The following is a 12,564-nucleotide window of genomic DNA, read 5'->3' as shown; positions in this document are numbered from 1 at the left end:
TATGCAAAGTATGTACTTCACCGAAGAACACGGTCTGTTTCGGGAGAGTCTAAAAGATTTTTTACAGAAAGAAGTCGTGCCCCATGTCGAGAAATGGGAAGCATCCGGACAGATAGAAGATTTTATCTGGGAAAAGTTTGGCGAAATGGGATATTTTGGCCTAGCGGTGTACGAAGAAGATGGGGGCCTGGGCCTTGACCTATTTTATACCGTCATTCTGCTCGAAGAACTCCAAAAAATTAATTCCGGCGGATTCGCCGCCGCTGTATGGGCCCACGCCTATTTGGCCATGACCCATTTGAGAAAGAACGGTAACGAATCCCAGAAAGAAAAATATCTCGCCCCGAGTATCGACGGCAAGATAATTGGAAGCCTCGGCGTTACCGAACCCTTCGGGGGCAGTGATGTAGCGGGAATGCGAACCACCGCGACCAAAGAGGGAGATTCCTATATTATTAACGGATCAAAAACTTTTATCACGAACGGGGTCTATGGCGATTATACCATTTTGGCCGCGAAGACCGACCCTTCCGCCGGAAATAAGGGCATCAGTATCTTTATCGTGGACCTTGACAGCAAAGGCGTTAGCAAGAATAAACTCAATAAACTGGGGTGGCGGGCCTCGGATACCGCCGAACTGGCATTCGATAATGTAGAGGTGCCTGCAGCCAATTTGATGGGCGAAGAGGGCGCGGGTTTTGGCTTCATTATGGAAGCTTTTGCCCTTGAGCGGTTGATTATGGGCATCAACGCTCACGCCAGGGCGGAGTACGCTTTAGATTATGCCTTGCAATACATGTCCGAACGCGAGACTTTCGGTAAAACCATCGACCAGTATCAGGCCCTACGCCACCGCTTTGTCGAACTACATGCCGATATGGAGGTATGCAAACAATATAATTACGGTGTAGTATATAAAATGGACCGCGGAGAATATGTGGTCCGGGAGGCGACGATATCCAAGCTAAAAGCCACTAAAATGGCCGATGAGGTCATCTATAACTGCCTACAGTTTTTAGGAGGATACGGATATATCGAAGATTACCCCATGGCACGTCTTTTACGTGACAGCCGCTTGGGCCCGATTGGCGGCGGTACTTCCGAAATATTGAAAGAAATAATCGCTAAGATAGTCATCGATAAGAAGGAGTATCGGCCGGCAGGGGATTAAACTTCTGCGAACGTGTTTCCGGAAACAGCGGACGGCATTTGGATTGTTTTAAAATTTAAAATCAAAAGGGATGCCTGTTTCCAAATTAGTTTTATATTTGCACCCTGAATGGAACAAAAGTCGTTCCTTTAACTAATAAAGAAAGGAGGTTGTAGCCAATGTTAATTATACCAGTAAAAGAAGGAGAAAACATCGATAGGGCTTTAAAGCGTTTTAAGCGTAAGTTCGATAAAACGGGCACGATGCGGCGATTGCGTAAGCGTCAACAGTTTACCAAACCCTCCGTAGAGCGCAGAGCCCAATTGCAAAAAGCACAATACATACAGGGTCTCAGGGATGCGGAGGAAATCTGACGTCCTTGCCACGTTGTACAATAGAATAGAAGAATCCCGCCTAGAGCGGGATTTTTTATGCTGTGTGGCCCGTGAGTTTGAATGATTTTTCCGCTGCGGGTCATTGGATTTCTTTAGGATGTAATTCCGAAGGATTCGAACGCGTAATTTTCGGTTGAATCAAGCGCTGTTTCTATTGCAGCGATGGGTCGAATTTAGGTTGCGCAGGGAAAAAACTTAGTTGTGGTGGTAATGAACATTTCTGACGCCTCCATCCTTTTTAAGCCATATAGAATCCTTTTGCTAACTTCGCAGCATGGCGCTCCGATCTTTTATATCCTATCTTTCCCTGGAAAAAAAATATTCCAGCCATACGGTAACCGCCTATCAAAAAGATATTGAGGCTTTTCAATTATTCTGTACCGATGAGCACGACCTCCACAGTGTTGAGGATGTGGAGTATAACTTAATTCGCCATTGGATCGTATCGTTGGTGGATTCCAACATCTCAAATCGTTCCATAAACCGTAAAATAGCTTCCCTAAAGGCTTACTACAAGTTTTTACAGCGTATCGAGCGAATCGATTTCAATCCGCTGGCAAAGCACAAAGCCCTTAAAACGTCAAAAAAAAGCGAGGTACCATTTTCGGAGGAAGAAATGCGCAATGTGCTGTCACAGATTGAATATCCAGACGATTTTGAGGGCGCCCGGGATAAATTAATGGTCGAGCTTTTGTACACCACGGGTATTCGTCGAGCGGAACTTATCAATTTAAAAATGGTCGATGTAGACCTCAGCGGACGATTGATCAAAGTTTTGGGAAAACGGAACAAGGAACGTATGATACCCCTGTTGCCCACTACGGTTCAGGCGTTTATGTCGTATTTTGAAAAGAGAATCTTGCTGGGAACAACAGTTGATGATGCCTATGTGTTTTTGTTAAAGTCAGGTTATAAAACCTATGAAACCCTTGTCTATCGATTAATAAATTTCTATTTTAGTGAAGTGTCCTCGAAAGTTAAAAAGAGTCCGCATATACTTAGACACACCTTTGCGACCCACCTGCTAAATAAGGGGGCCGATATGAATTCGGTCAGGGAGTTATTGGGGCATTCCAGTTTGGCGTCGACCCAGGTGTACACCAATAATAGTGTTGCGAAGCTCAAGGAGGTACACGCATCGCATCACCCCAGGAGCAAGAAATGAAGTTCAACCTTAATAATCCTCAACTATGCAAGTAAACGCGCAATCAGTCAATTTCAATGCCGACAGAAAACTCATTGATTTTCTGGAAAACAGGATGGACAAGTTGGAGACTTTTTACGACAAAATTATTAGCTCCGACGTGTATTTGAAAGTGGAAAATACCAGTTCAAAAGAAAATAAGATTGTCGAAATCAAGCTGTATGTGCCGGGGGATAAGTTTATGGTCAAAAAACAATGTAAGAGTTTTGAGGAAGCGGTGGATTCCGCCTGCAGTTCCCTCGAGCGTAAGCTGATTAAGCGCAAGGAAAAAATGCGTGTCCAGACTTGATTATTTTTTTTGTCAATTTATTTTGATTAAACAAATAAATCTCTACATTTGCAGTCCGTTAGAAATAGCGGACTTTTTTATGCTCAAAAAGGGGTGTAAAAGGCCGATGTAGCTCAGCTGGCTAGAGCAGCTGATTTGTAATCAGCAGGTCGTGGGTTCGAGTCCCTCCATCGGCTCGAAACTATTGAAAGTTCATTTAAATTTGGCTAGGGGAGATACTCAAGCGGCCAACGAGGGCAGACTGTAAATCTGCTGACTATGTCTTCGCAGGTTCGAATCCTGCTCTCCCCACAAATAAAAGTATAGATTATTGATTGGTAATTGATAATTGATTTCGCGGGAGTAGCTAAGTTGGTACCCGCCCGCACCGAACGGCACGTTCGGGAGGAGAATGTCCGGCGCCGTGGGGTGTCGATTGGTTGAAAACGTTTTTTTGATATATTGTTTTAATTATAAGCGGGAGTAGCTCAGTTGGTAGAGCGTCAGCCTTCCAAGCTGAATGTCGCCGGTTCGAACCCGGTCTCCCGCTCAAAGCAACAGGGGATTTGCGTCTTATGGTATAATAAAATTTTCCTGAATGTCGGCCGAAGGAAGATTGTATCTCTTTTTTTGAAACCAAATCCACGTTTCATTTACGCGAAAAGCGTATCCCCCGACACAGGCCCAGACGACACGTTGTGGTGGGGCGCCCTGAAAAGTTGCTCCTGCGGGCAGTCGATAATATCCGGCCTTCCGCTTAAATGAAGGTTGTCAAGGATACCCTTGAATCGCCTTCGTCAGTATTTTGGTTCATTTCCAATACGAGTTTATTGGGTTCAATCGAAATCCTTTGGCGCCGCTGGAGGGCCGGTTTGAACCTTGGACTTTAAAAATGCCGACGTAGCTCAGGGGTAGAGCGTTTCCTTGGTAAGGAAGAGGTCATGGGTTCAATTCCCATCGTTGGCTCATAAAGGCAGTATTACACACTAATTTATAACTAAGATTAAAATTCGTTAAACATGGCAAAGGAAACTTTCGATCGTTCCAAACCGCACTTGAACATAGGTACTATTGGACACGTGGATCACGGTAAAACAACATTAACTGCAGCAATAACCAAGGTATTGGCAGATGCCGGCTATTCAGAGGCTAGCGCCTTCGATCAAATCGATAACGCACCCGAGGAGAAAGAACGTGGTATCACCATTAATTCTTCACACGTCGAGTATGCCACCGAATCACGTCACTATGCACACGTTGACTGTCCCGGTCACGCCGATTATGTCAAGAACATGGTTACCGGTGCCGCACAGATGGACGGAGCAATATTGGTGGTCGCCGCGACGGACGGACCTATGCCGCAAACACGTGAGCATATCCTTTTGGGCCGCCAGGTCGGTATTCCGCGAATCGTCGTTTTTATGAACAAAGTTGATTTGGTCGATGACGAGGAGCTTCTGGAATTGGTGGAAATGGAGGTGCGTGAGTTGCTTTCTTTCTACGAGTATGACGGTGACAATGGTCCCGTAATCTCAGGTTCCGCTTTGGGCGCATTGAACGGCGATGATAAGTGGACTAAGACTGTTCTTGAGCTAATGGAAGCTGTTGACGAGTGGATCGAAGTGCCCGAGCGAGACGTTGAAAAAGACTTTTTGCTGCCCGTTGAAGATGTATTTACGATTACAGGCCGCGGAACGGTTGCTACCGGTCGTATCGAAACTGGTGTTGCCAACACAGGCGACTCTGTGGATATTATCGGTATGGGTGCCGACAAGTTGACCTCTACCATTACTGGTGTCGAGATGTTCCGTAAGATTTTGGATAGAGGCGAGGCCGGTGATAACGTTGGTATCCTGTTGAGAGGTATCGAAAAATCACAGATCAGTAGGGGTATGGTAATCTGTAAGCCAGGTTCCGTAAAGCCGCACGCCAAGTTTGAGGCCGAGGTGTATATCCTTAAAAAAGAAGAAGGCGGGCGTCACACGCCTTTCCACAACAACTATCGTCCGCAGTTCTATGTTAGAACGACTGACGTAACGGGTAATATTGCGCTTCCTGACGGAGTCGAAATGGTAATGCCCGGTGACAACCTTACTATTACGGTAGACCTTATTCAGCCTATTGCCTTGAGCGTAGGTCTTCGATTCGCCATCCGTGAAGGTGGTAGAACCGTAGGTGCCGGTCAGGTAACCAAGATTATCGACTAATTTTAGTTGAAGTAGGCTTAAGGGTGTTCCGTCCTGATCTAGATTAGGGCAGAGCACCTTTAACTACAATTATGCTCAAGGCACCAAAGCTTGTGGTCTGAGCATCTAAACGGGTGTAGCTCAGTTGGTAGAGCACTGGTCTCCAAAACCAGGTGTCGGGAGTTCGAGTCTCTCCTCCCGTGCAGTTAAAAAGAGGAGTGTGCGAGACGAGAAGTCTATCCCGGACATAGTCGAGGGAAGTCTCTGCTCCCGTCCTGAATAAATTGACAGCAGAATCACTTAATCGTCGAATTTTATGTTGACCTATATTAAAGAATCCGTAGAAGAACTTCGTCACAACGTTACCCTGCCTTCCAGGGAAGAGGCTTCGAACCTAATGATTGTTGTCGCTGTGTTTTCTATTTTGTTCGCGTTGGCGACTTGGGGAGTCGATACGGTATTCAGTGAGTTGGTGCAATTGTATTTCGACAACGTTTTAAATTAATCGATCGCTATGTCAGAAGTATTGGATAAGAAGTGGTATGTTGTGAGAGCGGTCAGCGGCCAAGAGAACAAAATAAAGGGCTATATCGAAAGTGAGGTCGAAAGACATGGGTTTGCCGATTATTTAGAAGACGTTCTTGTTCCTACCGAAAAGGTCATACAGATACGTAACGGAAAAAAAATCAATAAGGAAAGAGTCTATTTTCCGGGTTATATCATGATCAAGGCCAATCTGGGCGGCGAAATGATACACATCATACGTTCTATCACCAACGTAATCGGTTTCTTAGGGGAAACCAAAGGTGGAGATCCCATTCCGCTACGAAAATCGGAAGTAAACCGGATGCTCGGTAAGGCGGACGAATTGGCCGTGGATACAGAGAGTGTAGCGATTCCTTTCACCCACGGGGAAACGGTCAAGGTAATCGACGGACCGTTCAACGGTTTCAACGGTACAGTAGAGAAAATCAATGAAGAGAAGCGTAAGCTTGAGGTGATGGTGAAGATTTTCGGAAGAAAAACGCCCTTGGAATTAAGCTATATGCAGGTCGAAAAAGTGTAAAATAAATGTTACATATATAAGGTTGTGTTGCTTCCAACGAATACAACTGGAATTCAATTAATACAGAATGGCAAAAGAAGTAGGTAAAGTAGTCAAACTACAAGTTAGGGGAGGTGCAGCGAATCCGTCGCCACCGGTCGGACCCGCCTTAGGTGCTGCCGGAGTTAACATTATGGAGTTCTGTAAGCAGTTCAATGCACGAACGCAGGACAAACCGGGAAAAGTACTGCCCGTTGTTATCACCGTTTATAAGGACAAATCTTTCGATTTTGTCGTAAAAACACCACCGGCGGCCGTTCAACTGATGGAAGCGGCTAAGATAAAAAAAGGATCTGGCGAGCCTAACCGGGTAAAATTGGGAAAGGTTTCCTGGGATCAGGTCAAGGCGATAGCCGAAGACAAAATGGTTGACCTGAACGCGTTCACCATCGAATCGGCCATGAACATGGTCGCCGGTACCGCACGCTCCATGGGCATGAAGATTTCCGGCAAACGACCCTTTTAAAATCTTAAAAGCAATTTAGAATGGCAAAGTTAACGAAGAAACAGAAAGAGGCGCGGGCCAAGGTCGATAAGGATAAATTATATTCCGTTGACGAAGCCGCCGCTTTGATAAAGGAGATTACCAATACAAATTTTGATTCCTCCATTGATTTGGCGGTACGGCTTGGGGTCGATCCCAGAAAGGCCAACCAGATGGTGCGCGGGGTAGTAACCCTTCCCCATGGCACTGGTAAGGATGTAAAGGTTTTGGCGTTGGTCACACCCGATAAGGAGGCCGAGGCCACCGAAGCCGGTGCCGACTACGTTGGATTGGATGAGTATTTGGATAAGATTAAAGGCGGTTGGACGGACGTTGATGTTATCATCACAATGCCAAGTGTCATGGGAAAGCTCGGTCCGTTAGGACGGATTTTGGGACCTCGTGGTCTTATGCCCAATCCGAAGACAGGTACCGTTACCATGGATGTCGCCAAAGCGGTATCCGATGTGAAGGCCGGTAAAATTGACTTTAAGGTAGATAAAACGGGAATCGTTCACGCTGCGGTAGGAAAAGCTTCTTTCACTGCGGATAAGATTGCGGATAACGCAAAAGAACTTCTCGATACCTTGATCAAAATGAAGCCTGCTGCGGCAAAAGGCATTTACATGAGAAGTGTTTTCATGTCAAGCACGATGAGTCCGAGTGTTCAATTAGATCCGAAGACCGTTTAACGAACTGGTAGTTCAAAATTCACAGTATGACTAGAGAAGAAAAAGCACACGTAATAGAAGACCTGACTACCCGGTTGGCCGATAGTCCCACTATTTATTTAGCGGACATTTCGGGCTTGAACGCTACCCAGACCACTAATTTGAGAAGGGCATGTTTTAAGGCAAACGTACAACTTTCGGTGGTTAAGAATACCTTGCTCGAAAAAGCCATGGAGGCTTCCGATAAGGATTTCGGAAAGCTTCCCGAAACTTTGAAGGGCAATACATCCGTAATGTTTTCGGAAGTGGGCAATGCCCCGGCAAAACTGATCAAGAATTTTAGGAAAAAGTCTAAAAAGCCTCTTGTAAAAGGTGCTTTTGTTGAAGAGGCGATTTTTATCGGAGACGAGAACCTGGAGAAGTTGGTCGAGCTCAAGTCACGGGATGAAATGATCGGCGAAATTATCGGGCTGTTGCAGTCCCCCGCCAAGAATGTTATTTCTGGATTGAAGTCCAGCGGCAGTAAATTGTCCGGCATCCTTAAAACCTTGTCCGAAAAAGAGAGTTAAGTACACGCGAACGCTAGTGTATGAACACACTAGCACACTAAAATCACTAACACACTTTCACTAAGTAAGTATATTTTCAAATTTGATTAAACGATAGAAAAATGGCAGAATTAAAAGATTTCGCAGAACAATTGGTAAACTTGACCGTAAAAGAGGTAAACGAGTTGGCCGATATATTAAAAGATGAGTATGGTATCGAGCCTGCAGCCGCCGCAGTAGCCGTTGCCGCCGGAGGCGGTGGAGGCGAAGCAGAGGCCGCTGAAGAACAATCTGAATTCGACGTGGTTCTTACCGCAGCCGGAGGTTCTAAATTGGCCGTCGTCAAGTTGGTCAAGGAGTTGACCGGTCTTGGATTGAAAGATGCCAAGGAGATTGTCGATAGCGCACCGAAAGCCGTTAAGGAGGGAGTGCCAAAAGATGAAGCAGAATCCGTTAAAAAACAATTGGAAGAAGCAGGAGCCGAAGTTGAGCTTAAATAAAAGCACCAATTATAGCACCCGGAACGGCGGGGTTGGTTTAGGTCTTTCCGCTTTGGCGGTCAGACCTAAGCCATTTTATACTTATGGTATAATTTGTGCCATCAAGGTATCTATGAAGTACTATTCTAGCTGAATTGTAACGCTAGCATAGTTTTTGTATATTAAGAAATGTACGACCCGAATTTAGTATTCACGTTCAAAACACTGTCCATAGATGTTCACACAACAGACTGATAGAGTAAATTTTGCATCCGCTAAGAGCACCCCGGATTATCCGGATTTCTTGGACATTCAGATAAAATCGTTTCAAGATTTTTTTCAGCTTGAGACCAAATCCGACGAGAGGGGCGACGAAGGTTTGTACAATACCTTCCAAGAGAACTTTCCCATCACGGACACCAGAAACCAGTTCGTACTGGAATTTTTGGATTATTTCATCGATCCGCCCAGATACTCCATCCAAGAATGTATCGAGCGCGGTTTGACTTATAGCGTGCCATTAAAGGCAAGACTTAAGTTGTATTGTACCGATCCTGAGCATGAGGATTTTGAGACTATCGTACAAGATGTCTATTTGGGTACCATTCCTTATATGACGCCCAGCGGTACTTTTGTTATCAACGGCGCCGAAAGGGTGGTGGTATCGCAATTGCACCGCTCACCAGGGGTTTTCTTTGGTCAGTCTTTCCATGCCAATGGCACCAAACTGTACTCCGCCAGGGTAATTCCGTTCAAAGGATCTTGGATTGAGTTCGCTACCGATATCAACGGCGTGATGTACGCTTATATCGATAGAAAAAAGAAGTTGCCGGTGACCACACTTTTCAGGGCCATCGGTTTCGAAAGGGACAAGGATATTCTCGAAATATTCGACCTTTCAGAAGAGGTTAAGGTTTCCAAGACTGCATTAAAAAAAGTGTTGGGCCGAAAATTGGCCGCTCGTGTGCTGAACACATGGCACGAAGATTTCGTGGATGAGGATACAGGGGAAGTAGTATCCATCGAGCGTAACGAAATCATTTTAGACCGTGATACCGTTTTGGAAAAGGAGCATATCGACGAGATTCTCGATACCGACGCCAAAACCATTCTTTTACATAAAGAGAACAATGCGCAGAGTGATTATGCGATTATTCATAACACGTTGCAAAAAGACCCCACCAATTCCGAAAAGGAGGCCGTGGAGCATATCTACCGCCAGCTTAGAAATGCCGAGCCGCCCGATGAGGAAACGGCACGCGGTATTATCGACAAGCTGTTCTTTTCCGACCAACGCTACAACTTAGGCGAGGTAGGAAGATACAGAATGAACAAAAAATTGGGATTGGATATCGGAATGGACAAGCAGGTCTTGACCAAGGAAGATATCATTACCATCATCAAATATTTGATCGAACTGATCAACTCCAAGGCGGAAATCGATGATATCGATCACCTTTCTAACCGTCGTGTTCGCACCGTGGGCGAGCAGTTGTCATCGCAGTTCGGTGTTGGTCTGGCCCGTATGGCCCGAACCATCCGGGAGCGAATGAACGTTCGCGACAACGAGGTATTTACCCCGATCGATTTGATCAACGCGAAGACCTTGTCCTCCGTCATCAACTCGTTTTTCGGAACGAACCAGTTGTCCCAGTTTATGGACCAGACGAATCCGCTGGCCGAGATTACGCACAAAAGAAGGTTGTCCGCTTTAGGGCCTGGGGGACTTTCACGGGAAAGGGCCGGTTTTGAGGTTCGTGACGTGCACTATACGCACTACGGACGTCTCTGCCCCATCGAAACCCCGGAGGGACCGAACATTGGGCTGATTTCATCTTTGGCGGTTTTCGCCAAGGTGAACCCCATGGGCTTTTTGGAAACACCTTATAGAAAGGTCTCCGATGCCAAGGTAGATACGGAAAATTATATCTATCTGAGCGCCGAAGAAGAAGAGGACATGAAAATCGCACAGGCCAACATTCCGTTAAAGGACGACGGCCAAATCGATTCCGAAAAGATAATTGCACGTGAAGAAGGCGATTTTCCAGTGGTGGAACCTTCGGAAATCAACTACACCGACGTAGCGCCAAATCAGATCGCATCGATTTCCGCATCGCTTATTCCGTTTTTGGAGCATGACGATGCCAACCGGGCCTTGATGGGCTCGAATATGATGCGCCAAGCGGTTCCTTTACTGCAACCGCAATCCCCGATCGTAGGTACGGGACTTGAACGCCAAGTAGCCACCGATTCCCGGGTATTGATCAACGCCGAGGGTGATGGTACCATCGATTATGTCGATTCACAGAAAATCATCGTAAAGTACGAGCGTAGCGAGGCCGAGCAGTTGGTGAGTTTCGATGACGATTCCAAATCCTACAACCTGGTGAAGTTCAGAAAGACCAACCAGGGCACCAGTATCAACTTGAAACCTATCGTCAGAAAGGGGGATAAGGTGAAGAAGGGGCAGGTACTCTGTGAGGGCTATGCTACCGAAAAAGGGGAATTGGCATTGGGCCGCAACCTGACCGTGGCATTCATGCCTTGGAAGGGATACAACTTTGAGGATGCCATCGTGATTTCCGAAAAAGTGGTGCGCGAAGATATTTTCACCTCGATCCACGTCGATGAATACTCCCTCGAAGTAAGGGATACCAAACTGGGTGCTGAAGAATTGACCCATGACATTCCCAATGTATCCGAGGAAGCGACCAAAGATTTAGATGAAAACGGAATGATCCGTATTGGAGCAGAGGTCGAACCTGGAGATATTTTGATCGGTAAGATTACTCCCAAGGGAGAGTCTGACCCTACACCGGAAGAAAAATTGCTTCGTGCCATTTTTGGTGACAAGGCAGGTGATGTGAAAGATGCTTCCCTGAAAGCTTCTCCCTCCTTACGCGGGGTGGTCATCGATAAAAAATTGTTCTCACGTTCGGTAAAGGACAAGCGCAAGCGATCTGAGGATAAAGAGGAGCTCAACAAGCTGGAACTGGAGTACGAAGTGAAGTTCCAAGAGTTGAAGGATGTCTTGGTGGGCAAGCTGTTTACGCTGGTCAACGGAAAAACGTCGCAGGGCGTATTGAACGATTTGGGTGAGGAAGTACTGCCAAAGGGCAAGAAATACACCCAAAAAATGTTGAACTCCGTTGATGATTTCGCTCACTTGGTGGCCGGAACTTGGACAACCGATAAGGGCACGAACACTTCGATAGCCGACTTGTTACACAACTACAAAATCAAATTGAACGACCTTCAAGGGAACCTGAGAAGGGATAAGTTTACGATTTCCGTAGGAGATGAACTGCCGGCAGGTATCATGAAATTGGCCAAGGTCTATATCGCTAAAAAACGTAAGTTGAAAGTTGGCGACAAGATGGCAGGACGCCACGGTAACAAAGGTATCGTGTCCCGTATCGTACGTCAGGAAGATATGCCGTTCCTAGAGGATGGAACCCCGGTCGATATCGTATTGAACCCCTTGGGCGTGCCTTCTCGTATGAACATCGGTCAGATATATGAGACGGTGCTCGGTTGGGCAGGCCTTAAACTAGGTAAAAAGTATGCGACCCCAATTTTCGATGGGGCCAGTTTGGAACAGATCAATGAATTCACCGACGAGGCGGGTATCCCGAGATACGGACATACCTATCTCTATGACGGTGGAACCGGTCAACGTTTCGATCAGCCCGCGACAGTGGGAGTGATCTATATGCTGAAATTGGGCCATATGGTCGATGATAAGATGCATGCCCGTTCCATAGGACCCTACTCCTTGATTACGCAGCAACCCTTGGGCGGTAAGGCCCAGTTCGGTGGACAGCGTTTCGGGGAAATGGAAGTTTGGGCGTTGGAGGCCTATGGCGCCTCGGCGACCTTAAGGGAAATCCTGACCGTTAAATCCGATGATGTTATCGGAAGGGCCAAGACCTATGAGTCCATCGTAAAAGGAGAGACCATGCCAGAGCCCGGTCTTCCCGAATCCTTCAATGTATTGATGCACGAACTCAAAGGTTTGGGCCTTGATATCCGATTGGAGGAGTAAAGGGAAATGTCAGGTCGAGCGCAGTCGAG

The 12,564-nt window shown here is 46.4% G+C and carries 12 protein-coding genes and 5 tRNA genes; all 17 read left to right on the top strand.

Annotated features, from left to right (window positions below):
* The first annotated feature begins 1 nt into the window (after window position 1).
* Entirely contained in the window at window positions 2-1,171 is a 1,170-nt protein-coding gene (locus RQM65_RS04015) for an acyl-CoA dehydrogenase family protein (protein ID WP_314012915.1), read from the top strand.
* Window positions 1,172-1,329: 158 nt separating this feature from the next.
* On the top strand, window positions 1,330-1,524 hold the full coding sequence (gene rpsU / locus RQM65_RS04010; RefSeq protein WP_314012913.1) for a 30S ribosomal protein S21: 195 nt from the start codon (window positions 1,330-1,332) through the stop codon (window positions 1,522-1,524).
* A 295-nt stretch (window positions 1,525-1,819) separates the two neighbouring features.
* On the top strand, window positions 1,820-2,710 hold the full coding sequence (locus RQM65_RS04005) for a tyrosine-type recombinase/integrase (RefSeq protein ID WP_314012912.1): 891 nt from the start codon (window positions 1,820-1,822) through the stop codon (window positions 2,708-2,710).
* Window positions 2,711-2,735: 25 nt separating this feature from the next.
* Complete coding sequence (gene hpf, locus RQM65_RS04000; RefSeq protein WP_314012911.1) at window positions 2,736-3,038, top strand: ribosome hibernation-promoting factor, HPF/YfiA family; 303 nt, start codon at window positions 2,736-2,738, stop codon at window positions 3,036-3,038.
* Between the two features lie 102 nt (window positions 3,039-3,140).
* Window positions 3,141-3,214, top strand: a tRNA-Thr gene (locus RQM65_RS03995).
* Between the two features lie 33 nt (window positions 3,215-3,247).
* A tRNA-Tyr gene (locus RQM65_RS03990) sits at window positions 3,248-3,329 on the top strand.
* Between the two features lie 165 nt (window positions 3,330-3,494).
* Window positions 3,495-3,567, top strand: a tRNA-Gly gene (locus RQM65_RS03985).
* 344 nt (window positions 3,568-3,911) lie between these two features.
* A tRNA-Thr gene (locus RQM65_RS03980) sits at window positions 3,912-3,983 on the top strand.
* Window positions 3,984-4,036: 53 nt separating this feature from the next.
* Window positions 4,037-5,224 (top strand): elongation factor Tu, encoded by a 1,188-nt coding sequence (gene tuf / locus RQM65_RS03975; protein ID WP_314012909.1) that lies wholly within the window; start codon window positions 4,037-4,039, stop codon window positions 5,222-5,224.
* A 109-nt stretch (window positions 5,225-5,333) separates the two neighbouring features.
* Window positions 5,334-5,406 (top strand) — tRNA-Trp (locus tag RQM65_RS03970).
* 113 nt (window positions 5,407-5,519) lie between these two features.
* A complete protein-coding gene (secE, locus tag RQM65_RS03965; protein WP_314012908.1) occupies window positions 5,520-5,708 on the top strand; it encodes a preprotein translocase subunit SecE in 189 nt (62 codons plus the stop codon).
* A 9-nt stretch (window positions 5,709-5,717) separates the two neighbouring features.
* On the top strand, window positions 5,718-6,269 hold the full coding sequence (nusG, locus tag RQM65_RS03960) for a transcription termination/antitermination protein NusG (protein ID WP_314012907.1): 552 nt from the start codon (window positions 5,718-5,720) through the stop codon (window positions 6,267-6,269).
* Window positions 6,270-6,336: 67 nt separating this feature from the next.
* A complete protein-coding gene (gene rplK / locus RQM65_RS03955) occupies window positions 6,337-6,774 on the top strand; it encodes a 50S ribosomal protein L11 (RefSeq protein WP_314012905.1) in 438 nt (145 codons plus the stop codon).
* 20 nt (window positions 6,775-6,794) lie between these two features.
* Window positions 6,795-7,484, top strand: coding sequence for a 50S ribosomal protein L1 (rplA, locus tag RQM65_RS03950; RefSeq protein WP_314012904.1), 690 nt, complete (start codon window positions 6,795-6,797; stop codon window positions 7,482-7,484).
* Between the two features lie 26 nt (window positions 7,485-7,510).
* The gene (gene rplJ, locus RQM65_RS03945; RefSeq protein WP_314012903.1) at window positions 7,511-8,032 is read left to right on the top strand and encodes a 50S ribosomal protein L10; all 522 of its coding nucleotides are present in this window, start codon (window positions 7,511-7,513) and stop codon (window positions 8,030-8,032) included.
* 101 nt (window positions 8,033-8,133) lie between these two features.
* Window positions 8,134-8,511: a 50S ribosomal protein L7/L12 gene (rplL, locus tag RQM65_RS03940; protein WP_314012902.1), complete on the top strand. Its 378-nt coding sequence runs from the start codon at window positions 8,134-8,136 to the stop codon at window positions 8,509-8,511.
* A 214-nt stretch (window positions 8,512-8,725) separates the two neighbouring features.
* Window positions 8,726-12,535, top strand: a complete 3,810-nt coding sequence (rpoB, locus tag RQM65_RS03935; protein WP_314012901.1) for a DNA-directed RNA polymerase subunit beta — start codon at window positions 8,726-8,728, stop codon at window positions 12,533-12,535.
* Window positions 12,536-12,564 lie beyond the last annotated feature (29 nt).

The sequence above is a fragment of the Pricia mediterranea genome (assembly GCF_032248455.1).
Taxonomy (GTDB): Bacteria; Bacteroidota; Bacteroidia; order Flavobacteriales; family Flavobacteriaceae; genus Pricia; species Pricia mediterranea.
The sequence above is the reverse complement of the archived record's forward strand: the minus strand, read 5'-3'. Positions and strand labels throughout refer to the sequence as shown.